27 protein-coding genes are annotated in these 26,802 nt (G+C 29.7%); 17 read left to right on the top strand and 10 right to left on the bottom strand.

The genetic code is table 11. From position 1 onward, the window contains the following. Positions 1-69: 69 nt before the first annotated feature. Both MEFER_RS02765 and MEFER_RS02760 read left to right on the top strand, forming a co-directional pair. Entirely contained in the window at positions 70-579 is a 510-nt protein-coding gene (locus tag MEFER_RS02765) for an RNA-binding domain-containing protein (RefSeq protein WP_015791108.1), read from the top strand. Beyond that, complete coding sequence (locus MEFER_RS02760; RefSeq protein WP_015791107.1) at positions 580-2,121, top strand: helicase HerA-like domain-containing protein; 1,542 nt, start codon at positions 580-582, stop codon at positions 2,119-2,121. Here the strand turns inward: MEFER_RS02760 and MEFER_RS02755 are convergent. The 6 genes from MEFER_RS02755 to MEFER_RS08190 form a co-directional block, all read right to left on the bottom strand. Then, positions 2,110-3,453 (bottom strand): hypothetical protein, encoded by a 1,344-nt coding sequence (locus tag MEFER_RS02755; RefSeq protein ID WP_015791106.1) that lies wholly within the window; start codon positions 3,451-3,453, stop codon positions 2,110-2,112. The two genes, MEFER_RS02760 and MEFER_RS02755, sit on opposite strands and share 12 nt — an antisense overlap. Further along, complete coding sequence (locus tag MEFER_RS02750) at positions 3,435-3,956, bottom strand: hypothetical protein (protein ID WP_015791105.1); 522 nt, start codon at positions 3,954-3,956, stop codon at positions 3,435-3,437. Before MEFER_RS02750 ends, MEFER_RS02755 begins: the two co-directional genes overlap by 19 nt. A gap of 2 nt (positions 3,957-3,958) precedes the next feature. Further along, positions 3,959-4,480, bottom strand: coding sequence for an RNA 2',3'-cyclic phosphodiesterase (gene thpR, locus MEFER_RS02745; RefSeq protein WP_015791104.1), 522 nt, complete (start codon positions 4,478-4,480; stop codon positions 3,959-3,961). A gap of 8 nt (positions 4,481-4,488) precedes the next feature. Next, the gene (locus MEFER_RS08275) at positions 4,489-4,641 is read right to left on the bottom strand and encodes a Trm112 family protein (RefSeq protein ID WP_015791103.1); all 153 of its coding nucleotides are present in this window, start codon (positions 4,639-4,641) and stop codon (positions 4,489-4,491) included. 73 nt (positions 4,642-4,714) lie between these two features. Then, positions 4,715-5,875 (bottom strand): hypothetical protein, encoded by a 1,161-nt coding sequence (locus tag MEFER_RS02740; protein ID WP_015791102.1) that lies wholly within the window; start codon positions 5,873-5,875, stop codon positions 4,715-4,717. 2 nt (positions 5,876-5,877) lie between these two features. Then, positions 5,878-9,084, bottom strand: a complete 3,207-nt coding sequence (locus tag MEFER_RS08190) for an N-6 DNA methylase (RefSeq protein WP_015791101.1) — start codon at positions 9,082-9,084, stop codon at positions 5,878-5,880. Between the two features lie 357 nt (positions 9,085-9,441). Between MEFER_RS08190 and cbiM the strand changes: the two genes are divergently transcribed. From cbiM to cbiQ, 3 genes are read left to right on the top strand one after another with little or no spacing between them, the layout of a single operon-like run. Beyond that, positions 9,442-10,068, top strand: a complete 627-nt coding sequence (gene cbiM, locus MEFER_RS02730; protein WP_015791100.1) for a cobalt transporter CbiM — start codon at positions 9,442-9,444, stop codon at positions 10,066-10,068. 15 nt (positions 10,069-10,083) lie between these two features. Further along, entirely contained in the window at positions 10,084-10,401 is a 318-nt protein-coding gene (locus tag MEFER_RS02725) for a PDGLE domain-containing protein (protein ID WP_015791099.1), read from the top strand. A 53-nt stretch (positions 10,402-10,454) separates the two neighbouring features. Continuing rightward, positions 10,455-11,240 carry a cobalt ECF transporter T component CbiQ gene (gene cbiQ, locus MEFER_RS02720; protein WP_015791098.1) on the top strand — a complete coding sequence of 262 codons (786 nt, stop codon included), beginning with the start codon at positions 10,455-10,457 and terminating at the stop codon, positions 11,238-11,240. On the opposite strand, the gene MEFER_RS02715 is transcribed toward cbiQ, so the two are convergent. Further along, positions 11,220-13,856, bottom strand: a complete 2,637-nt coding sequence (locus MEFER_RS02715) for a DEAD/DEAH box helicase (protein ID WP_015791097.1) — start codon at positions 13,854-13,856, stop codon at positions 11,220-11,222. The genes cbiQ and MEFER_RS02715 overlap by 21 nt on opposite strands. Positions 13,857-13,879: 23 nt before the next feature. On the opposite strand from MEFER_RS02715, the gene cobZ reads away from it, so the two are divergent. Continuing rightward, positions 13,880-14,317, top strand: coding sequence for an alpha-ribazole phosphatase CobZ (gene cobZ / locus MEFER_RS02710; protein ID WP_015791096.1), 438 nt, complete (start codon positions 13,880-13,882; stop codon positions 14,315-14,317). A 33-nt stretch (positions 14,318-14,350) separates the two neighbouring features. Here the strand turns inward: cobZ and MEFER_RS02705 are convergent, their stop codons facing one another. Next, a complete protein-coding gene (locus tag MEFER_RS02705) occupies positions 14,351-15,526 on the bottom strand; it encodes a redox-regulated ATPase YchF (protein WP_015791095.1) in 1,176 nt (391 codons plus the stop codon). 192 nt (positions 15,527-15,718) lie between these two features. Here MEFER_RS02705 and MEFER_RS02700 point away from each other — a divergent pair, with 192 nt between their 5' ends. Next, positions 15,719-15,976 (top strand): hypothetical protein, encoded by a 258-nt coding sequence (locus tag MEFER_RS02700; protein WP_015791094.1) that lies wholly within the window; start codon positions 15,719-15,721, stop codon positions 15,974-15,976. Positions 15,977-16,031: 55 nt separating this feature from the next. On the opposite strand, the gene MEFER_RS02695 is transcribed toward MEFER_RS02700, so the two are convergent. Both MEFER_RS02695 and galU read right to left on the bottom strand, forming a co-directional pair. Beyond that, positions 16,032-16,445: an EamA family transporter gene (locus tag MEFER_RS02695; RefSeq protein WP_015791093.1), complete on the bottom strand. Its 414-nt coding sequence runs from the start codon at positions 16,443-16,445 to the stop codon at positions 16,032-16,034. Positions 16,446-16,618: 173 nt separating this feature from the next. Continuing rightward, positions 16,619-17,470 carry a UTP--glucose-1-phosphate uridylyltransferase GalU gene (galU, locus tag MEFER_RS02690; protein ID WP_015791092.1) on the bottom strand — a complete coding sequence of 284 codons (852 nt, stop codon included), beginning with the start codon at positions 17,468-17,470 and terminating at the stop codon, positions 16,619-16,621. A gap of 90 nt (positions 17,471-17,560) precedes the next feature. Between galU and gmhA the strand changes: the two genes are divergently transcribed. From gmhA to MEFER_RS02640, 10 genes are all read left to right on the top strand, one after another. Beyond that, positions 17,561-18,118 (top strand): D-sedoheptulose 7-phosphate isomerase, encoded by a 558-nt coding sequence (gene gmhA, locus MEFER_RS02685; RefSeq protein WP_015791091.1) that lies wholly within the window; start codon positions 17,561-17,563, stop codon positions 18,116-18,118. A 78-nt stretch (positions 18,119-18,196) separates the two neighbouring features. Then, positions 18,197-18,670 carry a D-glycero-beta-D-manno-heptose 1-phosphate adenylyltransferase gene (gene rfaE2 / locus MEFER_RS02680; protein WP_015791090.1) on the top strand — a complete coding sequence of 158 codons (474 nt, stop codon included), beginning with the start codon at positions 18,197-18,199 and terminating at the stop codon, positions 18,668-18,670. A 12-nt stretch (positions 18,671-18,682) separates the two neighbouring features. Continuing rightward, positions 18,683-19,597 carry a bifunctional heptose 7-phosphate kinase/heptose 1-phosphate adenyltransferase gene (locus tag MEFER_RS02675; protein ID WP_015791089.1) on the top strand — a complete coding sequence of 305 codons (915 nt, stop codon included), beginning with the start codon at positions 18,683-18,685 and terminating at the stop codon, positions 19,595-19,597. A 165-nt stretch (positions 19,598-19,762) separates the two neighbouring features. Further along, positions 19,763-20,329, top strand: a complete 567-nt coding sequence (locus tag MEFER_RS02670; RefSeq protein ID WP_342626776.1) for a D-glycero-alpha-D-manno-heptose-1,7-bisphosphate 7-phosphatase — start codon at positions 19,763-19,765, stop codon at positions 20,327-20,329. Then, on the top strand, positions 20,329-20,589 hold the full coding sequence (locus tag MEFER_RS08600) for a nucleotidyltransferase domain-containing protein (protein WP_048056297.1): 261 nt from the start codon (positions 20,329-20,331) through the stop codon (positions 20,587-20,589). The genes MEFER_RS02670 and MEFER_RS08600 overlap by 1 nt, the downstream gene beginning before the upstream one ends. A 9-nt stretch (positions 20,590-20,598) precedes the next feature. After that, positions 20,599-21,648 (top strand): ATP-binding protein, encoded by a 1,050-nt coding sequence (locus MEFER_RS02660; protein ID WP_015791087.1) that lies wholly within the window; start codon positions 20,599-20,601, stop codon positions 21,646-21,648. Positions 21,649-21,695: 47 nt separating this feature from the next. Next, complete coding sequence (locus MEFER_RS02655; RefSeq protein WP_015791086.1) at positions 21,696-22,805, top strand: ATP-binding protein; 1,110 nt, start codon at positions 21,696-21,698, stop codon at positions 22,803-22,805. A gap of 10 nt (positions 22,806-22,815) precedes the next feature. Next, positions 22,816-24,339: a flippase gene (locus MEFER_RS02650; RefSeq protein WP_015791085.1), complete on the top strand. Its 1,524-nt coding sequence runs from the start codon at positions 22,816-22,818 to the stop codon at positions 24,337-24,339. Continuing rightward, positions 24,336-25,664 carry a UDP-glucose dehydrogenase family protein gene (locus tag MEFER_RS02645; RefSeq protein ID WP_015791084.1) on the top strand — a complete coding sequence of 443 codons (1,329 nt, stop codon included), beginning with the start codon at positions 24,336-24,338 and terminating at the stop codon, positions 25,662-25,664. Before MEFER_RS02650 ends, MEFER_RS02645 begins: the two co-directional genes overlap by 4 nt. Then, entirely contained in the window at positions 25,661-26,656 is a 996-nt protein-coding gene (locus MEFER_RS02640; RefSeq protein WP_015791083.1) for a UDP-glucuronic acid decarboxylase family protein, read from the top strand. Before MEFER_RS02645 ends, MEFER_RS02640 begins: the two co-directional genes overlap by 4 nt. Positions 26,657-26,802 lie beyond the last annotated feature (146 nt).

The raw sequence follows: 26,802 nt of genomic DNA, 5'->3' as shown, positions 1-26,802 counted from the left end.
ATAATTGAGATAATAATGAAACTAAAATAAATATAAAAAATATAAAATATTTTAAAATTTGGTGATATTATGGAGGTTGTAATTAGAGCAAGGGTGAAGCCCACTGAAGACAAATATAAGGTCAAAAAAGCTATACTAAATATATTCCCAAGAGCAAAATTGAACTTTATTGAAGAAGATAACGAGTTTAGGAAATGGGAAGGAAAAACAAGAAATGTAGATAGATTAAAAGAGCTTTTAAGAAGTCAGGCTATACTGGATGCTGCAAGAATGGTTTTAGAGAAAGGGATGAGTGAAAAGGCAACAAAATTTTATTTAAATAAGCAAGCTGCCTATGTAGGGGCGGTGAATTTTGATATAGACACACACGGAGGAATATTCGTCAAAATATTAGCTGATGAGAATGAAGACATTATGAAAATAATTAAAGATATTGCCCCAAGAACTAAAGGAGGAGTTATAATTAATGAGGATGAATTGGAAGAAGAGGGAGAAAATACTGAAGAAATTAAAAATGAAGTTAAAAATGAAGAGGAAAATAATTTAAAGATAAAAGTAATTGAGAATTATGGTGATTAGATGAATAATGGAGTTATTGGATATACAGTAGGAGAGACAAGGATTGATGAACTAACATTTTTGGCGAAGGAAGCTCCAAAAGTTGGAGATTATGTTAAAATAAATTATGATAACTCCGAATTATTGGGAATGGTTGAAAGCACAATCCAAGGAAACATGGCTTTAGAGGATATTTTAAATATTGAGCATTTAGAAAAGATTAGAGAATTTGAAGATAATTCCTCCTACTACATACTGGGAAAAATAAAGGTTTTAGGAGATGTTGGGGAATTGGAGGAAAATGGGGCTTTAAAGTTGCCAAGAGTTCCGCCAAAACCAGGAATTCCAATTTATAAAGCTGAAGATGAATTGTTAAAAAAGGTTTTTGGTAGTGGGCATTTAAAGATAGGGCGTTTGGTTACAAGGGAAGATGTGGAGGTTAAATTAGATGCAAACAAGCTATGCTCAAGGCATTTGGCAATATTGGCGATGACCGGGATGGGTAAGTCAAATACAGTGGCTGTTTTGCTTAGAGAGCTTAATAAGCTTAAAGCAACTGTTTTGGTCTTTGATATGCATGGGGAGTATAGAGATATTTACTGTGAAAGTGAAAAGCTTAGAGTTCATGTTATTGAGCCAAAAATAAACATTTATAGGATAAATAACGAAGATTTATGTGATTTGGCTGGAGTAGATGCACAGGCAACAAAGCAAAGGCCATACATAAGGAAGGCAGTTAAGGAAATCCAAGAAAAGTTTAAAGAAAGTGATTTTAGTACAGTTGAAGATTATATAAATGCAATAATTGAAAAATTGGATGAGTATAAGTCAGATGACAACTACAAAAAAGATGAGAGTAGTATTCAAACGGCTATATTTAGATTGGAGGATATGCTACAGTTTAGAAAAAATATCATAACCCTCCACTACAATCCAATTAATGACATTAAAGAGCATTACATAAATGTAATCCCAATGGAAGAGTTGGATGAGAATGCAGTAGATATCGTTGTTTCATATATAATTAAAGCAGTTTTAGATGATAGGAAGAAGATTATTATTAATAATGGGAGAAGAGCTGCTAAACCAATATTTATGATTTTTGAAGAAGCTCATTTAATAGCCCCTCAAAATAGAAAAACAAGGGCTAAATATTATTTAAGTAGGATAGCAAGGGAGGGAAGAAAGTTCGGAGTTGGTCTCTGCCTCGTCTCACAAAGACCTAAAACCTTAGATGCTGAAACCCTCTCCCAATGCTCTAACTTAATAATATCTAAGCTTATTGAGCCTACAGACCAAAAACACGTTCAAATGGCATCTGAAAATTTAAGTGAGGATTTAATTAGGCAATTAACAAGTTTAAACATTGGAGAGGCTATAGTTTTGGGGCCTTGCATAAAGGTGCCTGCAATTGTTAAAGTGGATAGATTTGATGGAAGATATGGAGGAGAAGATTTAGATATTGTTAAAATATGGGAAGAAGATTATATGGAATCTGAAAATCTAAAAAAATCAGATAATATTGAAGATAATGCGTTTGGAGAAGATGATTTATTCTCTTAAAACTCTCTTTTTTCTATATTCAATAATAACCTTCCCAATGTAAATTCCAAGGATTGTAACAGTCAGTATTATCCAAAATTCTAAAGGGAATCCAAATATTTTGGCATATTTCAGTATATTTTCTTTTCCAGAGGTTAGTAGTAAAATATGGGCTGCTTCCAACGCATAGACTCCAAAAATTCCAATTTCTAAAACTTCCATTGCCTCTCCAATAGCTACTTGGTATTTTGTATTTTCAGCTAATTGATTGGCTATCTTTCTTTCTAAATCCTCAGATATTGTTGTCAATAATCTTGCTAAGCTTGTTGCTAAACTGTTGTTACTTGCTAAAACGTTTCCTATCTCTTCAATCCTATAATTCAATCTTTTTAACTTCCTCTCTGTTTCAATTTTCTCTAAAATCATTAAATCAAAATCTCCAAAGTTTGGAGGATATGAGGAGTTTAAAAATTCAACGATTTCTTTTAAATACCCATAAACAATTCCTATAACTGCTAACTCTCTATCAATCCTACTCAACTCTCCTCTAATTTCAGATATATCCTCTAAATCAACTCCTGATTCGAGATTACTACTGATGATCTCCAATCTTGAAGATATCGTGTTCAATTTAAAAAACAAATCCCTTGAAACTCCGGTAATACTCCTTATAAATGGGTAGTAGTAGATGAATTTTTCGAACTTCTCTGGATTTGGATTTGATATGAATATTCCAAAATCTCCGAATATTATTAAGCCGTTATCTACTCTAATTATATTTTTAACAGCACCAATAACTTGGCTAATCTCTACCAAAGTATTTTCATTTATGGTGATTTCTGTTTCTGTCAAAACAGTAACGTGTTTATATACCTTTATCTCGCCATATAGAGTTTCCAACAAATATCTCTGTGGTGGAGCAATTAAATGGCTCATGATTCTTGAAGAATCTAAGATTAAATCAGGAATTATAAATGAGAGGTTATCTAAACTTATCTCCTCCTCTTCATCTCCAGCTTTAGTTATTTCTGAAGCGTAGATACATCTTCCAAGATAATCAACATAGATAAAGACGTCTTTCTTTCCATTTCCAGTAATTTCTGCTGTGAACTTTACTGAGGTTTCTGGAATAAAGTCTATAATATTTACAGTTGTTTGATACTCTGAGGTTTCAAAAATTGCTTTATCCTTTATATCTCTTTTTTCAGATGCTGTAAAATACTTAATTCTCTTTCTTTGATATCCTTTCAATGTAATCCTATCTATAAATTCTGTCATGTAATTCTTACCAAAAGGAATCCACTCAGTCAAAATTACCTTTGGATTTTTTATTTTTAAATATTTGAATCCCATAACGATACCTTCATTATGTAGCTTTTTGATTTATAGCTGATTTTATCAATGTTTGTAATTTTTATTTCAATATCTTCTTTTTTTGACTTTATTATTGCCCCATCTTCAGTTATTTGTATTTCTTTTAAATTTCCATTCTCAAATAATGTGTTATCAATTATTTCCTTATCTTTTGGGTTGAAATTGTAATCTATCTTTTTTCTAATGCTATATCCAACAATAAATTCATTTAAACCTTTAACTGATAGCAAAATTTCATTTAAATAATTGTTATCTAAGAGAAAATTTAAATCATTTATTGCATCATAAGATATGTTTATGAATTTTATCTTATCTTCCCACATAAACGGTGTTGGAGCATAATCATATCCCCTAAAAATACCCAATTTTATAAAATAATAAATAAGAGCAAATAAAACTGTCTGCTTTACCCATTTCTTTTTACCCCCATTTGTTAATAAGTTGATGATGTAGTGTATCTTTTGCTGATTCTCAGAGAGCATAATCACCACTCTTTTATAACCTCATATATTGGGCCGTTTGGGGTTAAAGTTGATTTATAGAGCTTTATATGCTTTGCTTCAAACTCTCCAAAGTCAATATCTTTATATTTTTCAATTCTATCTTTTAGTTTTTTCTTGTTATCTATGAATTTAACTCTTCCTATTGTTAAATGTGGAACGTATTCTCTTTCTCTTTTAAATCCTAAGTTTGATAGTTTTTTATCAACTTCTTTAAAAATCTCTATAAGGTTATTGTTATAAGCCCCAATCCAGATGACTCTTATATAGTTAGAGTTTGGAAAAGTTCCAATGTGTTTTAATTTTATTTTTATTGGCTGAATTGATAAATCTAAATCCAATATTTCTTTTAATTTTTCTTCATCAACTTCTCCTAAAAATTTAACTGTTATATGTAAATTCTCTTTTTCTACCAACTTTATCCCTTTCATTTTAAATTGCTCTTGAAACTTAGCTATTTCTTCTTTTATCTCTTCTGGGATATCAATTGCTAAAAACAACCTCATCCTATCCCTCAGTATCTTAATAATATAGGGATTCCATCGATTATATCATAAACCTTACCACATTTTTTACATATCAACTTATTTTTATCCTTATCTAAATATAAATCTCCTCTGCAGTAAGGACATTGTAATATTTCTATATATTTCTCAATCCAGTTCATGGTATCACAAAAAATAGTTCTTATACTAATAACTGAATGCTAAATTGTTGTTCTATATTAAAAAAGAAATTTGTTATATCTTTTCTATCTCAATATTTGATTTGTCTAAATAACTAACATCATAGCCATTTTCTTTTAAATAGTTTAATAGCAGTTTTTTAAAGTCATCTTCTACTTCATAGATATTATCCCCATGAATCATTTCATCCCCAATATCCACTTCCTCAATTTCTCCATTTTCAAATTCTAAAGTTGTAGCATTTTGTCTATATACGCCAGGCATATTGGGCATTTCTTCTACATAAATTGTAGCAAAAATGACTTTTGGCTTTATAAGTTCTTCTATATAAATTGTAGAAGGCTTAATTTTCGAGTTTATATTATCTAAAAATGTGTTAATTTTATTTTTAATATCTTTTACAGCTTTTTCATAATTTTCTAATTCTTTTTTTGTAGGGGTTCTATTGTGTGCAACACAATTTCTAATTTTCTCTAAATTATTTAAATCTTCTTCAATTGATAATAAAAAATCTTCATATTCAGGTATAATTATCCCTCTGTTTTCAATAATTTCTTTATATTTGTTAAAATCTTCAGCATTTTGTATATATTTAACTAAATCTTTATTATTCAATTCTTTAAGATTTTCTTTTTTAAATTCTTTATAGTTGCTAAAAAGCAGATAGAAAAATTCATTTTCTAATTTTTTCTTTAGAAATTCTTCTTTTTGTTTTACATTTTTTAGATTAGGGTATAGAGAATATAATGATGATTTATTATTAAATTTGTAATCTCTTAATAAATCATAATAATTGTCATCTTTATAATTATCAATAAAAATAAAAGTTAAAACTTCCCTTAATTTCATTTCTACTTCAAATATTTCTTTATACAGTTTTTCTAATTGATTTAATAAGTTTTCATCATAAAACTTAAATGCAGTATCTATATTATCATTTTTCAAAAGTTCTTTGTTAAATGTTCTTATAAATTTGTCAATATATTCCCATTCTTCAGATTTAGATACTTCAGGTAAATCTAAACTAAATCCAATAATACATATCTCACTATTGGGAACTTGATAGTAATATTTTATTTCAATACTAATCTCTTCTAAAGGAATACTCTCAATAAACTCATCAAACACATCTTCAAAAGTTTCTTCTAATATTGATTTTAATACTTCCCTAAAATCCTCCCCCCTAAAAATTACTTGATAGGAAACTCTAACCATTATTATTCACCCAATAAAATTTTCTCAACCTCTTTTTTTGCTTCTTCAATAACTTTTTTACTTTCTTTTTTTAATTGTTGTGCTTTTTTTATTCTTCTTTTTACTTCTTCTGCTATTTTATCTTGAATTTCTTTTGGTGGTAATGGAATTTTTAATTTTTTAAATTCTACTTCCCTCAGATGTTTTATAACTGCCCCTATGCTTCTCTGCTCGGCTAATGTCTTTAAAAGCTTAGTTGATAATATTACTTTTATGTAGTATGGATTTATATTATCTTTAACTTTTAATCTTAGAATTCCCCCACTTATTATAAAATCTCTGTCTTCTTCAACCATTACACAAAATCCTATAGTTCCATCTTTTGAATATAATAAATCTCCAACTTGTGGCTTGTATTTATCTTTTAATTCTTTGTAGAGTTTAGGATTTATTTTTTTATCTGCATTCTCAAAATGTATTTTATAATCGTCAATATCTGAAACTCTAATGAATGGAATACCTTCTTTTGTATATGCATTTGAACCAACTTCTATACCTTTTTTAATATATTTAAATACCTTCCCAACTTCAACCGTCTTATATTTCCCTTTTTCAACTGCATCCATTAGAATTTTATATTTTTCTTGGTTAAATTCAGCATCTAACCTTTTATTTTTTATAATATCATTAAAATCAACAATAAATATTTTACTTTCTTCAATTTCTGGTATTTCTATACCCAACTCTTTTAAAACATAGTCATCAATTGAATTTAATAATTCTTCTGCTTCTTTTTCTTTCTGTTTTTTTAATTTATAGGCATTCTCCATTATTTGAACTATTTTTTCTTGAATGTCTTTTGGTGGAACTATAATTTTTAGTTTTCTAAGATTTTCAATTATTATTCTGTCTCTTGTACTTCCAGAAGATAGTCTATAACACAATTTTTTACCAATATTTGAACTAATATAAATAGCAAGATATTCTGGGCTTATTTCTTCTGATTTAATTCTGATTCCTGCAATATCCGCTCTAATGTTTGCTTTCTTAACTTCTTCTGGTACAACTGCGGCATTTCCCAGCCATCCTGTTTTTGTTACAACAACATCACCAGGCAGAACTTCTGACCGTTTTAATTTTTGATGTTTTTCTACGCTAATATATACAGTATTATCTCGTGTAAGTACTAACCTATTATCTTTAATATTCTGAACCCTTATAAGTGGTATTCCACTATCAACATACTCTTCATTTTTTAATTCTGAGCCAAAAGGCCCATCAAATACATGAGCAATTTTTCCAAGAGTCGTAATTTTGAATTTTGATTTTTTTAACTTCTTTTCCAACTCTCTAAACTCATCTTTGTAATAATAAGCATCCAACCTTCCTTCTAATTCATTTCTATAAACAATAAAACCCTCAAAATTTAAATTTTTTTTTAATTTACCAGTTTTTAAAAATTCTTTATATGCTTCTAAAATATCAGGTAAATCATTTTTTTCATCCTTCCTTCCTGTTGCATCATAGCCAATATGTTCAGCAATTGCCATAAATATTGGATAATTTCCTAAATCTTCCCCTTCTTTCTTCTTTTGTAAAAACACTAATGAACTTTTAACTCCTGCACCGTAATGAGTAAATGCAAAGTTTGGCAGTGAAATAACTGCTAAAACTCTAAATCTATTTAAAATAAAGTCCCTTACATACTGTAAAGTGCTATTTGTTAAAATTCCATCTGGTAAGACAATTCCCAAAATCCCTCCTTCTTTTAAAAATTCCCAACATCTCTCAATAAATAAAATCTCTGTTTTTTGGCTTGTTCTTCCTTTTCCTAATTCATAGTTTTCAATATATTTTCTTTCACTCTTTTTTATCTTTGCTCCAAATGGTGGATTTGTCAAAATTAAATCAAAACTTCCTTTTTTAAAGTCCTTATGAATTTTTTCAATCTTCTCAAAATCTTCCAAAGCATCAAAGCTTATAATGTTTGTATGTCCATCATCATGTAATATCATATTCATCTTACAAACTCTTGATATTTGCTCATTTATTTCAATTCCATAAATGTTATTTTTAGCAAATTCATGCCAATGCTGGTATGCTTCAAATTTATCATAATTACCCTCTGCCCATCTCCTTATAAAGTCCAAAACATGCAACAAAAAGCCACCACTACCACATGCAGGGTCTAAAACTTTTAAATTTAAATATTCATCTTCATCGAAATGCAACATAGCAAATTCAACCATAAAGTTAATTATCTCTCTTGGTGTGAAATACTGTCCCATCTTCCCTTTAAAGAAGTCTTCCATAAATCTTTCAAATGCCACTCCTTTTGTATCTAAATCAGTGTCTTTAAGATTAATTTCCTGCAATTGTTCAACTACTGAATAAACAATTTCTGGCTCTAATTTAATATCCTCTGCAAATACATAAGGGTCTTTTTTCTTTGCATCTTCATAAATTTTCTTTATTCTATCAAAAACATCTTTTGCACTTTCATTTGAACCAATCTGAAACCTGTAATATTCCCCTTTTCTTGTAGTTTTTTCATCCCAAATTTTACAAAATATTAACTTAGAGACTTCATCAAAAGCTGTTGTAGGTGCTAATTTCCCTCCCTGCCAGACAGTATCATGCACTTTCTCTAAAACTCTTATTAATTCATCCCTTGATACAACCTTTAACTCTTCAAAAATATTTCCTCCTTTTTTAAACCTATATTTAACTGGTTTTCCATATTTTATTGGAATATCGGAAATAATATTTTTCTTCCTTTCTAATGGTGGATAATCAGCAATATTAAACGCTCTCCTTCTTAATCCAGCAACAACAATTCCATATTTTGCCTTTAAACTGTTTGCATTCCCAAATAACTGCTCAATAGCTTGTTCAAATTCTGCGTCTGTTATTCCTTCTCTCTTACATTCAACAACAATAAATGGCTTTTTCAATTCATCATCTTCAAAAACAACAATATCTGCTCTATCTGTTGGTGTCCTTCTTGGAACTTGAACTTCAAAATCAATTCTATTTGGTGGATATTTATAATCCAAAACTAATTCAACAAAATAAGATGCTCTAACCTTTTCTTCAGGATTTTTAAAATTTGTTTTAAACTCTTTAGAGGCATAATAAATAATTTTTGATTCATTATCTACTAATTCAATAATCCCTTCTTCAATTCCTCGTTTAATATTTTTCATAATTGTTGATTTTTCATCTATCATAATCCTCACCGATAACATTATAATTGTATATTGTATAATATACAAAACACACAAACATATAAAATTATTTTGGTAAGTTACAAAAATGAAAACATAATCTTAATGGCTTCAACAAATTTTTATCCGTTATCTTTTTTAATACATGAATCATCCTTAAAATGAGAATTGCTATTTTTCAAATATTAAAGAATTCCATCTAAATAATATTTAGTATCTCAATTTCTTTAATTTTAATTTTATGTAACATTTTTTATATTAACTCAAGACATTTTTAATAAATAACGAGTAAAAAAGTTTAAATAGTATTACTTATACTAAGTATTATGTTACAATTGGATAATATTAAAAGGTGAAAACATGCACATACCAGATGGATTTCTACCACTATGGGAAAGTGCCCTTTTTTGGATAATATCTCTGATATTTGTGGCAAAGTCAATAATGTGGGCAAAGAACAACTTAGATGAGAAGTCAGTTCCATTGTTTGCAGCTTTAGCTGCAGGTATCTTTGCAATCCAGGCAATGAACATGCCTATTCCATGGGGTACAAGTGGACACATGGTCGGTTCAGCATTGACAGCAATTGTATTTGACAGCCCATGGGCTGGAATTTTAATGTTAACGTTGGTTTTAATTGTTCAAGGTGTATTCTTTGCAGATGGTGGAATATTGGCCATGGGAGCTAACATCTTCAACATGGGAGTTGTTGGAGCATTTGTTGGTTATTATGTTTTCAAGGCTTTGAAAAAATCAAATGTTGCCTTGGCATCTTTCTTAGGTGGATGGAGCGCTACATTTATAGCTGCTATAATATGTGCTATTGAATTGGCTATTGGTGGAGTGTTCCCAATAGATAAGGGATTAATGTACATGGGTCTCTACCACTTCTTCATAGGAATTATTGAAGGTATTATTACTGCAATAGTTGTAGCTTATTTAAAGTCAGCAAAACCTGAGTTATTAAAAAGCTTAAACACACAATAAATAGGGTGGTATTGAATGGATAACAAAATACTCGTTGGAGGGTTAGTTGTTGCTATAATAATTGCCATATTAGCTCCATTCTTAGCTTCAAGCAATCCAGACGGTTTAGAAAGCACAGCTGAAAAGGTTATAAATGAAGAAGCTTTACATAAAAACTTACAAGCTTTAGGTCTTGAAGAAGAGGGAACAGTAGCTCCTTCACCAATGCCAGACTACTCAATAGAGGGAATGGGTAAAGTTGGAGAAGTTATTGCAATGATTGTAGGGACATTAATAATGGTAGCTCTTGCTTATGGAGTAGCAATAGTTTTAAAAAAGCCAAGCTCAAACTAAATTATCTTTTTCCTTTTTTATTTTCAATTTACAGCTAAAATCAGGGAGCTATTATGCATGGTAGTGTTTATACTTTAGAGAGGTTATATACAAAAGAAAGTTTGATGCATAGAATTGACGCAAGAATAAAGTTAATTTCTATTTTTATAATAGTTTTATTTGCAAATTTACAGAGCAATATATACTCTTTAATAATTTTGGAAATATTTTTGGTTTTTTTAATGATTTTATCAAAGACGTTTTTTGATGTGGTTAAAAGAACAATTGTTGTTTTACCTTTTGGCGTCTTTTTAGCAGCATTTCAACCATTTGTTAGAGGGGAAACAATAATTTATAATTTGTTTGGGTATCCAGTTTATTATGAAGGGTTGATGTTTGGAATAACCATGTTTTTAAAATTTTTGGTGTGTGTCTCTGCAATAATGATATTATCGTCAACAACAACCATGTATCAGGTAATAAGCGCCTCCAGGAAGTTGGGAATGCCAAATATCATGGCAATGCTTCTTGGTTTGATGATAAGGTATTTGTTTTTAATGTATGACGTTATGGAAAAAACCATAAAGGCACAGAAATCAAGAGGATACAATAGAAAAAATTTGAAGTTTAAAGACGCACTAAAAATTTTTGGATATACTGTTGGGAGCTTATTTATAAGGGCCTATGAACAGGGAGAGAGGACGTATTTAGCGATGGTATCAAGAGGATATAATGAAAATAGCGAAATATCGTTGTATGACATCAAAATAACGCTATTGGATATTATTTATCTATGCCTAATAATAACATTTATAGTAGTTTCATATTATATTGGGAGTCTATTTAACCAATTTTTCTAAAATCTTTATTGCCTGCCATTTATCCAAGAATTCATTAAATGTTCCACATTTTGTTGAATATATGCAGAGAGGACAGCCATCTATACATTTGCAGTTTTTTAAATGTTCCAAGCTTTTGTTTAGAAGTTTTTCAGCATATCCATATAATATTTCAGCTAATCCAAAACCTCCTTCATTTCCATCGTAGATAAAGATAACAGCCCTATCTCTAAATGGATTTTTGTTAAATCTCTCGTAGCTGTAGCCACCAACTTCTCTACTGTCTATATATGTGAAAATTGGAGTTATCTTTATTACATTATGCTCTATAGCATGCAATCCTCCAGCAATTCTATCCTTGCTGTCAATAAGCTTTTTTATTTTGTAAGTTAGCTCTTCAACGTCTTTAGTGTCTTTTTTAACATTTAAATGTTCTTTAACTTTATTTTTTATGATATTTTTTATATAGTGAGTAGTAGCTCCTAAATAGATTGGAAACAGCTCTTTTCTGCTAAGTTTTTTATTTCTATATATTGAAATGGCCAAATCATCCTCATCTATGGCATTTAAAAATTCAAAGAATTCTTCATCAGCTACATCCCTAACGCTCTCTGGAAATACGTACCACATTCCATCAGTTTCAAAGTCCCTTATAACCTCTTTTTTAAATCTAACGCTTATGAAGTTTAAACCAAAGAAGTCTTTAAAAAGCTCTATCTCAGCATCTAAAATGCCTTTATCCTTTAGAGATAAAAGCTCCTCGTAATATCTATCTACATCGTTTCCTTTAACTATAAATCCACTGTAAATTTTCCTAACTCTCAATCTTCCATGATATATTTCCACATCTTTATAGCTCTTTTTATCATAAATATCTAAAATATCAATCTCTTCCTCTTTTTTCTGTAATGCCTCAACATCCCAGGATATATTTAATTCATCTGCAAAGATAAAGTTGAATTTTCCAAAATTTAACATATCTTTTACCATATAAAGCCTTCCTCTTGAGAAATATGGCATTCCGGTAATTAATGAGCGAAAATATTCATCTTTATCAACTTCTTCAACAACATATCCCTTAACTTTAAGCCAATTTATAAACCCTAAAATCTCACTTTCATTTTTCTCCAACAACCTAATTTTTATCCATGGTTTGTCTAAAACCAAATAATAGCTCTCATCACTCGCAGTTCTTATTGATGAATACATCGGCTTTTTTAAAGCCTTTACTTCAACCCCATCTGTTATCAAATTTTTGTAAATCTTAACCTTCCCTTCCTTCTCTAATTCTTTAATTAACTCTTTCTCAAAATCGTTAAATTCATTGAAATTAACTATTCCTAATTCAGAGATTAAGTAGTGGAGATGCTTTTTAGCAACAAACTTGTTTTTTGTATTTACCGGCATGTATTCAATAATTCCTTTCCTAATTTTCTCATAAAGCTCATTTAAATGCTCCCTATAGTAATAATCCAACCCATCCTTTCTTAAGATTATGATGTTTAACGCCTCTCTCCCTATTCTCCCAGCCCTACCAAACCTTTGTATTAAAGAAAAAATGCCATCCGGTGGAATGCCATAGTTTATTACAGCGTCTAAATCTCCAATGTCAATTCCTAATTCTAATGCGTTTGTTGTTAACAACCCTAATAACTCTCCATTTTTAAACTTCTCCTCTACTTCCTCCCTAACATACTTTGGAAGAGTGCCTTTATAAGTTGAGAGTTTATTAAAAACATTTGATGTTATCAAAAATCTCATAAGTTTTTCAGTTTCTTTCCTTGTATCAAAGAATACGAGTGTTTTTATATTCTTGTTTATTAAGCTCTCTATCAGTCTTTTCAATAACTGCTTATTATCTAAATTTCTTGGCTCTAAGATGGCTAAATACTTTCTTGGTGAAGGATTATAGCTTTTGTCAACAACCTTAAAATCTCTGTTGAATAATAGCTTAGCAAACTCTTTAGGATTTTTTAACGTAGCTGAGAGGCAGAGTATCTGTAAATTATTATTTAATTTTTCCAACAGCTTTAACAATCTCTTAAAAACATAGACCATGTTAGTTCCAAAAACTCCCCTATAAACGTGGAGTTCATCAACAACTAATAACTTTAAATTCTTTAAAATCCATAAATAGCTGTTATGGTTCCTCAATATTTGATAGTGAAGCATATCTGGCGTTGTAAATAGCACGTTTGGCTTATCCTTTAAAATTTCTCTTCTTTTTTTAATATTAACATCTCCAGTTAGTATCTCAGCTTTAACTCTTTTTTTAGTTATCTTATAAAATAACTCATTTTCTATGGAAAATTTTTCATATTGATTGTTTATCAAAGCCCTCGTTGGGTAAATTAGCAGATATCTGTCATTAGGATTTGATAAAAAGTTGTCAAATATGGTTAATCTAAAAATCTCGCTCTTTCCACTCGCTGTTGATGTTGTAACAACCACATCATTCCCTTTATATAAATATTTTAGAGCTTTAACTTGGTGAGTATATAGTTTAAATCCCAATGCATTAATTAGCCCATTAACCTCTTTATTTTTAAAATTGAAGTTAGAGAATCTCCCTTTCCTTTCAGGGATTTTGTAAATCTTTACAATTTCTTTTCCAATTCCTTTAAATACATCTTCCATAATAATCACTTGGTGGTGGGAGAATGGACATTATTGAGAAGTTAAAATCTTTAGGTATAACTATAGAGAGTTTGTTAGATACTGGAATGGCATTATATATTGGAGAGGAGGGGGAGAAAGATAAAGTTAAAGAAAAACTTAAAGACGTTTTGTTAAAGCAATTAAGTAATCCAAATGTATCAACTTTGTTGATTGCGGCAATTTTATTAGATAGAGAGGGTAAAGCTAACAATTTGCCATTCAATTATAACGAAGACCCGAATTATGTGTATGTCGATGAGGTCATTGGATTAGCCATAGCAAATGAGATTGCTGGAACTAAGGCAATATTTAACTTTAGATTCTATGATGCTAAAAAACCTGGGATAATTGGAGAGTTGGATAGAAAAGGCTTCATGTTTTTGGATGATGCTATAGCCGGTTTATTGGCTGGGTGTATGAGTAAGGTTTTTGAGCCATAGGTATATGTAAAAAACTTTTTTAAGTATTTAGCTTTATTTTGCGGCTGAGACAATTTTAATGATATCATTGTGCTTTAATTCATAATCAGCCCCAATCCTAATTTTCTTTTTTGCATCTATTGCATAAATAAATTTATCTCCCAATTCAGTATGCACTTTATAAGCTAAATCTCTTGCAGTAGTTCCTTTTTTAACTAAAAAAGCATCTGGCAGAACATTTCCTTGCTTATCTGAAAATTTATTCTCATCTTCAACCGGATAGACAACAATCATATTTAGTAAATCAAAGTATGCTTTATTTATGCATTCTTGAACTCCTGTTCCTCCATATTTTTCCAGAAACTCTTTTATATAGTCAAAAGCTCTTTTCATCTGCACATTTAACTTACTCTCATCAATTATCTCAAAGTCATTACCTTTCCTCTTTATAATTCCTGCCTTTTCAGCCCTTTTTAAAGCCAACTCTATCTCAGCAGATGTTGGAATAACTATATAATCTTCAAACTCTTTCTTTAATCTTTCAATATTCTTCTCTGCATCTGGGTGGTCTGCTTTATTCGCTGCAATAATCATTGGTTTTGAGATTTTTCTAAGCTTTTTAGCTAAATTTAATAAATCTTCTTCACTCCATTTAATTGGGCTTTCATCCATATCTCTAATAGCCATCTTTATATCATCTTCATCTATATTTAACCCACTTAGTTGGTCTTTTAAAGCTTTAACTATGTTTTTCTCTTGCTGAGCCCTTCTCGCCAATTTATCCCAATTTTTAGTTAAAATACTATAAATCCACATGTCTATCTCATTTAATAGGAATTTAACATCCTCAACTGGGTCGTAGTTGTCTGTTGGATTTCCCTCAGCATCTGTCTTTCCAGAGGCATCTACAACCAATATAAATGCATCTGCCTGCCTTAAATCATCTAAAAACTTATTTCCCATCCCTCTACCTTCATGTGCCCCTGGAACTAAGCCAGCAACATCTATAACTTCAACTGGGATGTATCTAACTCCATCTATACATTTTGAATTTCTTGGATTGCATTTTACTCCTAACTCTTTACATGGGCAGGAGCTTGTTATATAAGCAATTCCTTTATTTGGCTGTATTGTTGTAAATGGATAATTGCCTATCTCAGCAGGTTTTTCAGTTAAAGCGTTAAACATTGTTGATTTTCCTACGTTTGGTTTCCCTACTAAACCAATCATTGCCAAGTTATCACCATAAATTTTTGTTATTTTTTGATTTTTATTTTTTGAATTTTTTTGTAGTTTAAAAGAGGTATTGTGTATAATTATAAAACACTTTTGGGGGATGAATAATCATATTAAAATATATATATTACCTACGACTAAATTAACTTAATCACATTCAAAAGTTAAAGGTGTGTGGTGAAATAAATGCCATCTGAAAAAATTCAAGAGATAATAAATGAATTAGATAATTTAATGAATAGGGAAAGGAAATACATTGAGTTGGTTGCCACAGTTGAATATCTATTAAATTTAATAGAGCCATCAAAAAGAGAGAAGTTTAAAGAGGCGTTATATGATGCTGAGACCGTTGAAGATGTATATGAGCTTATAAAGGCAATAAAATTACAGCTTGGAATTCAGGGAGCAAGGAGGTATTTATTAACCTTAGAAGGACAGCAATAGCAAATGTTTTCTGTGTTAAAAAAATTTTTGATAATTTTTGTTATTTTTAAAATTTTTAATTAGATATTGAAAGAAGAATGATGCCAACAATTATGAGGACTATACCAATCATTTGGTATGTTGTTAGCGTCTCTTTTAAAAACAGTATTGATAAAGCCACTGTTATCGCTGGTCCTATTGATGATAATGGAACAACAATACTTGCCTTTCCTTTGTATAATGCATAATATAATATTAGAGAACCAATAACAACTAATATTGCCGATATTATAGCATAGCCAAGAATTTTTTGCTCAGTTATAATTATATTTTTATATTTGATTAATATGATTAAACATAGTATAATCCCAACTACATTTACCACTACCCATTGAAATAAAGGGTTTTTTTCACAAACAATTTTTGCAAAGAATGTTCCAACGCCATAAAACAATGCCACTAAAAGCCCCAATATTATGGCTATATCCATAATCTCACAAAAACTATAAGTTTAATTATAAATTTTTAACGAATTCTTTTAAAAGCTCCCATAAGCATAGGAGAAACTCCTATTGCGATACTTATAACACCTCCTCACTACGTTCGGAGGTGTAAATTAGCGAATTTCATTTATTAATTTTGATAACATTAACTATAAGTTAATCATAAATTTTTAACAAATTCTTTTAAAAACTCCCTAAATTCAGGAAGTTTCTCAGCTCCAATCTCTACATTTGCCTTTAACCATCCAAGAACATCCCCAATATCGTATCTTTTACAGTCAATCTCAATCCCTACAATATCCTCCTCCTTTAATAATAAATTCATAGCGTCTGTAATTTGCACCTCTCCCCCTCTTCCAGGAGGTGTTTGTTTAATTTTCTCAAATATTTTTGGGGATAAAAGATAAGCCCCTGTTATAATTAAATTTGAAGGAGCTTCTTCAACCTTTGGCTTTTCAACCATATTTTTTATTTTGTAAGCTCCATCATCTATCTCTTCCCCCTCAATTACTCCATACTTATGAACTTCTTCCTTAGGAACTCTCTCTAATGCAATAACTGAGCAACCGTATTTTTTATGGGCTTTTATTAAGTCCTTTACAATATTCTTGGAGTAAATTGTATCTCCAACCATTGCTATAAAGTATTCATCCCCAACAAAGTCCTCCCCATATGAGATGGCATCGCCCAAACCTTTCTGCTCTTTCTGCCTAACATAAAATATATTTCCTAACTTGTCAATTTCTTTAATAATTTTTAAAAGTTCATATTTTCCAGATTTCTCTAATTTGCATTCTAATTCATAATTCATGTCAAAGTGGTTTTCTATTGCCTGCTTTCCCTTCCCAGTCACAAACAAAATATCTTTTACTCCTGCTTCTACTAAATCCTCAACGACATACTGAACTATTGGCTTATTAACTACTGGAAGCATTTCTTTTGGCTGTGCTTTCGTTATTGGCAACAATCGAGTTCCAAAACCAGCTACTGGAATCACTGCTTTCTTTACCATTTTCCCACTTTAAGTAAATTTTAGTTAAGTTTAAATTATCCCCAATAAAATAATATTACATAGTTAGGTATAAATAGATTTGGTGGTATTATGAAAAAGTATTTCGAGGAAAGTGCAAATGTAAAGTTAAAATTTATTGAAGAAAATGAAGAGAAGTTAAAAAAAGCTATTGATGTTATATATAATGCATTAAAAGAGGGAAATAAAATCTTAATTTGTGGAAATGGTGGTTCAGCAAGTGATTCCCAACATTTTGCCGCTGAAATCGTAGGAAGGTTTAAATTGGAAAGGAAAGGTATGCCTGCAATTGCATTAACAACTGACACATCAATTTTAACAGCTATTAGTAATGATTATGGTTTTGACAGAATTTTTGAGAGGCAAGTTGAGGCGTTGGGAAAAGAGGGAGATATTTTAGTTGGAATATCTACAAGTGGAAACTCAGAGAATGTTATAAAGGCGGTTGATAAAGCTAAGGAAATGGGAATTTATACAATTGGATTGTTGGGAAAGAGTGGGGGAAAATTAAAGGATATTGTTGATTTAGCTTTAATAGTCCCTTCTAATGACACAGCAAGGATACAAGAGTGTCATCTGACAATTTATCATGTTATATGTGAAGAGGTTGAGAAGAGGTTGTTTGGTTAATTATAGCAATACTCTAATTGTTAAAAATCTTTTATTATTTAACTAAAAAATAGGTTATTTAAGAACAGTGGGGAAAATATGATAATTGGGGATAGAAAATTATTAAAAAGTATAGTTAGAGAATTAAAAAGCCAGAATTTAAAAATTGTCTTTACCAATGGCTGTTTTGATATACTCCATAGGGGGCATATTGAATATTTAAATAAGGCAAAAAAGTTGGGAGATGTTTTAATAGTTGGGATAAATTCAGATGAATCAGTAAAAAAGATAAAAGGAGATAAAAGACCTATAATTCCTTTGTATTCAAGAGCTTATGTTTTAGATAACTTGAAGGCAGTTGATTTTGTTGTCCCTTTTGATGAAGAAACCCCGATAGAATTGATAAAAATCATTAAACCAGATGTTCATGTGAAAGGTGGGGATTATAAAGAGGAGGATTTACCAGAGGCAGAGATTGTTAAAGGTTATGGTGGTGAGATAAAAATAATTCCTTTAATTGAGGGTTATTCAACAACAAAAATAATTAAGTGGATTTTAAATAAGTATAAATAAAGAGGGAGAATGATGATAATTGTTTTAGGAGAGGTTATGCTTGATAAATATACCTATGGAAAGGTTGAAAGGATAAATCCAGAAGCTCCTGTTCCAATATTAAATGTTGTTGAGGAAAGATATACCTTAGGAGGAGCTGGAAATGTTGCAAACAATATATCTTCCTTAAATCACGATGTGTTTTTAATAAGCATATTAAACCACGATGAGTTTGGGAAATGTATTGAAGAGTTATGTAATGAGAATAATATTAAATATTGTTTTGTTTCTGATGGGAGACCAACGATAGTGAAGCATAGATTTGTTGCTATGGGTTATAATCAACAGTTGCTTAGGGTTGATTATGAAAAAATTTATCCAATAAATGATAACTTAGCTAAAAAAATCTTAGAAGTTATTAAAAATCTCAATGGAGAATCAAAGATATTAATAATCTCTGATTATGCGAAAGGATTGATTACAGAAGAACTTATGGATGGCATAAAAAAAGAATTTAAGGGAAAAATCTTAGTAGATCCAAAACCAAAAAACATAGAATTTTATAAGGATGTTTATTTGATAAAACCTAATTTAAAAGAAGCTTCCCAAATTTTAGGAAGGGAGATAGAGAATAAAAATAATGAATTGGAAAAAGCTGGATTGGAATTGGTTGATAAATACAATTCAAACTTTGTTATAACAAGAAGTGAAAAAGGAGCTACTTTAATAACACTTGATGGAGACATCTTCCATATCCCAACAGAAGTTAAAGAGGTTCATGACGTTTCAGGGGCTGGAGATACATTTATTGCTGTTTTGGGTTATGCCTTAGATAAGGGTTATGATTTAGTTGATGCGGTTAAATTGGCAAATAAGGCAAGTTCAATTGTTGTTGGAAAGGTTGGAACTGCAACAGTTAGTTTAGATGAGTTATTTGGTGAGGAATAATTTTTTGGTGAGAATATGTCAAATATAACAATCAATGATTTAAAAAACTTAGCTATAAATGAAGATATTTTATTAGTAGAGGAAAGATTAGAGAAAAATTGAATTATTAAATCAAAAAATTGATTTTTGGATAAAGATTCTGATAATATTGATTATAATTTCTCCATTTATACCAGAAGTGTTAAAGAGTATTGGGCTAATATTAAGATAATTTTTTGGGATATTATGAATAAAGCAATTTTTTTAGATAGGGATGGGGTTATCAATAAACGACTAATTGGGGACTACGTTAAAAAAATAGAGGAGTTTAAATTACTACCAAAAGTTAGGGAGGCGTTAGTTGAATTTAAAAAAATGGGTTATCTGTTGATAGTTGTAACCAATCAGCAGGGAGTTGCCAAAGGTGTTATGACAGAAGAAGATTTAAAAGTTATTCATGATTACATGCTTAAATTACTGCCAGAGATTGATGACATCTTTTATTGCCCACATTTGGAGGGAACTTGCAATTGCAGAAAGCCAAGAAACGGTATGCTTTTAAAGGCAAGGGAAAAATGGGGTATTGACTTTAAAAAAAGTTGGATGATTGGAGATAGTGAAAGGGATATAATCTGCGGAAAGAGTGTTGGATGTAAGACAATAAGGATTCTTTATGAGGATGAAGAAACAGAAGCGGATTTTATTGCTAAAAGTTTGTATGATTGTGTTGAGATTATAAAAAATAGCGGTTAATATGCATAATTGGAAATAAAATAAAGAAGGTTATTTTATTTGGTTCTTATGCAAGAGGGGATTATAACGAAGAGAGCGATATTGACATTTTAGTTATTGGAGATATCAAATTAGATGATATTATAGATTTAGTTGTTGATATTATGGTTAAATACGGGATTTTAATCAATGTTATAATTAAAAGTGAAAATGAATTCAATAAATTAAGATATAGTAGTTTTTACTCAACAATTTTAAATGAAGGTGTTGAGATTTTATAAGGTGAAAGAATGAAGTTTTTTAACAGAGAAAAAGAGATGGAGTATATTTTACATATTTTAAATAGAGAGCCGGACGATATTTATTTTATTTATGGTCCTATAAATTCAGGAAAAACTGCCTTAATTAATGAGATTATTAATAATAGATTAAATAAAGACAAATATGTTGTATTTTACTTTGATTTGAGAGAGATTTTTATTTCAAAATATGATGATTTCATTGAAGTATTGTTTGAAGAGTATGAGTATGATAAAAAACCGACAGAAGTAATAAAAAGCTTAATAAAAGATATTCCTTCTTTGTATGGTATTCCTATTCCAAAAAATACTTTAGAGGAAATTTTAAAGAAAAAAACAACTAAAAATGTTTTTAGGTATATAACTAATGTATTAATGGACATTAAAAAAGAAGGAAAACAATCAATAATTATTATTGATGAACTACAAAAAATTGGGGATTTAAAATTAAATGGATTTTTAATCTACGAGTTGTTCAATTATTTTGTCTCCTTAACTAAGCATAAGCATCTATGTCATGTTTTCTGCCTAAGTTCTGATAGTTTATTCATTGAGAGGGTTTATAGTGAGGCAATGTTATATGGTAGATGTAAATATATTTTAGTGGATGACTTTGATAAAGAGACAGCAATAAAATTTATGGACTTTTTATCTGAGGAGATTTTAAATAAAAAACTATCTGATAATGAAAAGGAGTTAATATATTCTTATGTGGGGGGAAAGCCAAAAGATATAAAGTATGTTGTTGAAGAGAGTAGCATTAGAAATTTAAAAGAAGTTTTAAAGGAAATGCTTAGAGATGAGATTCAAAAATTAAAATATTTCTTAGAGGATGTTGAAGAAGAGGATAAAGAGCTTTACAATAAGGTTGTTGATGCATTAAGATTGTTTAAGGAAGCTTATGAAGTTGAAGATATAAAAATACCTAAGAAAATTAGAGAGTTTTTAGTTAAAAAGAATGTCCTATTTTTAAATCCACAAAAAGGGATTTTAAAACCTCAGAGTTATTTGGTTTGGAATGCGATAAAGGGATTGTTATAAAATATAGGTGATTTCATGAAAAAAGTAGATATCAAGTGGTGATTTCTATGAAATTCTTCAACAGAGAGAGGGAGATTAATGAGATACTTCGAATTTTAAATAGGGAGCCTGATGATATTTATTTTATATATGGTCCGTTAAACAGTGGTAAAACTGCTCTAATAAACCACATAATAAACAATGAATTGAAAAAATCCAATAAAAAATATGCTGTCTTTTATGTTAATTTTAGGGAGTATGATATTTCATCGATGGATAATTTTGTCGAGGCATTATTTGAGATAGACGAAAATTCAAAAGAAAAGACAATAAAATCGTATATAGAAAGCTTTACAAAGAGCGTAAATGATATTATAAATCTATACTATGGTATAAAAGTCCCAGAGCCAATATTAAATAAATTATTTGGAGAAAAGGAAAAAGGAAGATTAGTTTTTAAGTTTATTAGAGATTTGTTTATGAGTTTAAATAAGAAGGGAGTTCAACCAGTATTCATTTTAGATGAGTTGCAGATGATTAAAGATATTGTTATGAACGGTAAAAAGCCTTTGTTAAAAAGTTTATTCCAATTTTTGGTTTCTTTAACAAAGGAGAGGCACATAGCACACTGTCTTTGTCTAAGTTCTGATAGTTTGTTTATTGAGTATGTTTATAACACTGGAGAGTTGGAGGGGAGGGCTAAGTATCTATTAGTAGATGATTTTGATAAAGAAACTGCTTTAAAATTTATGGATTTTTTAGCAATAGAAGAAAATATTAACTTAACTAACGAAGATAAAGAGCTAATTTATTCTTATGTTGGAGGGAAGGCAAAGGATATAAAGTATGTTGTTGAAGAAAGCACATTTAAAGACCTAAGAGAGGTTTTGGACTTTATGCTAAACGATGAGATTTCTAAATTGGATATGTTTTTAGAGGTTTTAGATTATTCAAAACCAAAAATAGAGATTGGTAATAAAGTTATTGAGATTAAAAAAGAGGATATAATAAAGGCATTAAAATTATTTAAAGATGAATATGAAGTTAATAAAAAAGACATATCTTTGCCAGTTTATGTTTATCTAGTTAAGAAAAATATCTTATTCCTAAATCCACAAAAAGGAATTTTAAAGCCACAATCATTTTTAATCTGGAATGCAATAAAGAAGTTGGTATAAAGGTGATGGGTTGAATTATAAGGAGAGGGCTATAAAAGGCATTAGTTGGAATTTTTTGTTATTAATTTTGGCAGCACCAATTGGATATTTAGTTAGAATGCTCTATGCAAATGAAATTCCTAAGTTAGAGGTTGGTTTATTTTATGCTGTTTTGGACTTTTGCTGTATGGTTGCTATTTTTAAGGATTTGGGGTTAAGTGCGGCATTAGTTAGATATATTCCAAAATTTTTACATGAGAAGAGGAAGGATTTGGTTAAATCAGCAATAATTAGTGTTGGAATTTTGCAGAGTTCTGTTTCTTTGATTATAACAATTTTGATAATTTTGTTAGCTCCATTTATTGCTAAGTATTATATAAACAATCAAGGGCAATTTACCGGGCATTTGGATTTAGTTATTGATATTTTGGTTATTTTGAGTATTGGATATTGGTTTCAGAGTATTGTGGATATTATATCTAATTCTATACAAGGTTTTCAAAATCAAAAATACTTTGGAACAATAAATTTTGTTAGAATTTCTTTAATTTTGATTTTATCAGTAATATTTATTTACATATTTGGAATGCATAATGCTTTTGCTCCAACTTACGCTTACACCATAACTCCAATTTTATTAATTTTGATTTATGGCCATATATTTATTAAAAAGATATTTCCAGAATTTTTTAAAGAGAAGCTTTTATTTTCAAAAAAGTTGATTAAGGACTTGTTTTCTTATGGATTGCCTGTTATGTTAGGAAGTGCAGGAAGTTTGGTTTTAGGATATGTTGATGGGATTTGCTTAACTTACTTTACTGGATTAAATGCTGTTGCTGATTATAGAAATGTTGCTATGCCTACTGTTTCTATATTAAGTTATTTTGCCTCTGCTGTTAGCTCTGTTCTCTTTCCACTAAGTTCTGAGTTGTGGGAAAAGGGTTATAAAGAGGCATTGGGCTATGGAGTTGAGAGAATATGTCTATACTCTTTTGTTTTAGTTCTTCCAGTGGCAATATTAATGGCATATTTTCCAGAGGTTATTATAAATCTATTTTTTAATCCTCAATATTTATCTGCTGTTCCAGCTATAAGGATTTTAAGTTTAGGAACTATATTTTTAACTTTAAATAACATTGGATTTACAGTTTTAAATGGTATTGGGAAACCAATGTTATCTACTAAGATTTTATATTTTGGAGCTATTTTTAATTTGATGTTTAATATTTTATTGATTCCTAAGTTAGGAATTGTTGGAGCTTCTTTAACTACTGTTTTTGGCTATTTATTAATGTGGGTTTTGCAGGCATGGTATTTAAGTAGGTTTTTGAATTATTCATTTTTAATTAAAAAGTGGATATTATCACTTTTAGTTTCGATTTTTAGTTTAATTCCTTTAATATTAATAACGAAAATTATAAATAACATTATTTTGCAGTTAATTGTTGGGGGGGTAGTTTATTTTGGTATTTACTTAGTTGGAATATTAGGACTGAAAATAATTGACATTAAGGAAATTTTTAGTGTGATAAAAAATTTTAGGGGATTTAAATGAAAATTTCAGTTATAGGAACTGGTTATGTTGGTTTGATTCAGGCAGTGGGTTTAGCTGAGTTTGGTTTCAATGTTGTTGGAATTGATATTGACGAAACAAAGGTAAAACAATTAAATAAGGGAAAATGTCCGTTATACGAAGAGGGTTTAGAAGAGTTATTGAAAAAACATATAAATAAAAATCTAACATTTACAACTTCTTATGAACCGATAAAGGATTCTGATGTTATCTTTTTATGTGTTGGGACACCACAGGATAGAGATGGAAATGCTGATTTGAGATTTTTATTTTCAGCTGTTGAGAAGATAAAGGAAACAATAAGTAAGGATGATTATAAGGTTATTGTTATAAAATCAACTGTCCCAGTAGGGACAAATAGGAAGGTTAAAGAACTTTTAAGTGAATATAATGTTGATGTTGTCTCAAATCCAGAGTTTTTGAGGGAGGGTATAGCAGTATATGATTTTTTCAATCCGGAGAGGATTGTTTTAGGTTTTGAAAATTTGAAAAATAAGAAGCCAATAAAGATAATGGAAAGCATATATTATTGTTTCAAAGAGAAAAATATTCCTTTTGTAATAACAAATTGGGAAACAGCAGAGTTAATAAAATATGCATCAAATGCTTTTTTAGCGACAAAGTTATCTTTTATAAATGAGTTGGCAAAATTATCTGATAAAGTTGGGGCGGATATAAAAACAGTAAGTTATGCTATGGGTTTAGACCCGAGAATTGGAAATAAATTCTTAAATGCAGGAATTGGGTATGGTGGGAGCTGTTTTCCGAAAGATGTTAAAGCACTGATAAAACAATTTGAAAATAACAACATAGATCCGATATTAATTAAAGCGACTGACAAAGTTAATGAAGAGCAGATAAAGTGGTTTTTCGAAAAGATTAAAAACTATTATGGAGATTTGAATGGGAAAGTTTTTGCTGTTTTGGGATTGGCATTTAAACCAAACACTGATGATTTAAGAGAAAGTAGGGCTATAAAGTTAATTGATATTCTATTGGAAGAAGGTACAATAGTTAAGGGCTTTGATTATGTAAAAAAAGCAAGGGAAAATACCATCAATATGTATAAATTTGATAAGACAAAAGCATTTTATGGGTATAATTTATATATATTGGATGATTTGTATGAAACAGTTAAAGATGTTGATGGAATAATAATAACTGTTGAGTATGATAGGTTTAATAAAGAAGATTGGGAAAAAATAGCAAACTTAGTTAAAGAAAAAGTCATATTCGATGGGAGGAATATTTTAAATGTTGAAAAGATTAAAAAATTAGGATTCAGATATCATGGAGTGGGAAGATGAAAACAATATTGGTTACTGGTGGAGCTGGCTTTATTGGAACTAATTTAATAAAAAGATTATTAGAAGATAATAACAAAGTTATCTGCATAGACAATAATTATACTGGAAGGTTTGAGAACATAAAACAATTCTTAAATAATCCTAACTTTAAGTTTATTAAACATGATATAACAAAACCTATTAAAATTGAGAAAGAAATAGATGAGATTTACAACTTGGCTTGTCCTGCTTCACCTCCACATTATCAAAAAAGTCCAATTTTCACATTGAATACTTCTATCTTTGGCATAATTAATATTTTAGAGTTGGCAAAAAAACATAATGCTAAAGTTTTACATGCTTCAACTTCAGAAGTTTATGGAAATCCGTTAGAACATCCTCAAAAAGAGAGTTACTGGGGAAATGTTAATCCTATTGGACCAAGAGCTTGTTATGATGAAGGAAAAAGAGTTGCAGAAACTTATTGTTATGAGTATTGGAAAAGCTTTGGATTAGATATTAGGATTGTTAGAATTTTTAATACTTATGGTCCATATGTGGATCCAAACGATGGGAGGGTTGTTAGTAACTTTATAATTCAAGCATTAAAAAATGAGCCATTAACTGTTTATGGAGATGGAAAACAGACAAGAAGTTTTCAATACATTGATGATTTAGTTGAGGGAATGTTGAAATATATGGAAGTAGATAAAAATAAATTAGAAAATAAATTAAAAGATAAATTTAATTGGGATACTGTCCCTGTGTTAAATATGGGCAATCCAGAAGAATTTACTATCTTAGAATTAGCTTATAAGGTTTTAGAATTAATTCCCGAGAGTGAAAGTGACATTGTATTTAAACCACTACCAAAAGATGACCCAGTTAGGAGGAGACCGGATATAACGATGGCTAAGGAAGTTTTGGGTTGGGAGCCTAAAGTTAAGTTAGAGGAGGGATTGAAAAAAACTATTGAGTATTTTAGAGAATTATTCATTAGAAAGGGTGTTTAATATATTTTTTAAATTATATTAGATTATTTGTTATATCGAAGAATGATGTGACGTATTGGGGTTATATGGGTGATTAAATGTTGTTAGTAGATATTTGCCTATATGTGGATTTAAAGAGTGTTATTTTAAAAGGTAAGGAGTATAAA

The sequence above is a fragment of the Methanocaldococcus fervens AG86 genome (genome assembly GCF_000023985.1).
In the GTDB taxonomy this organism is placed as follows: Archaea; AGJL01; Methanococci; order Methanococcales; family Methanocaldococcaceae; genus Methanocaldococcus; species Methanocaldococcus fervens.
This window is presented reverse-complemented; position numbering and strand designations above follow the sequence as displayed.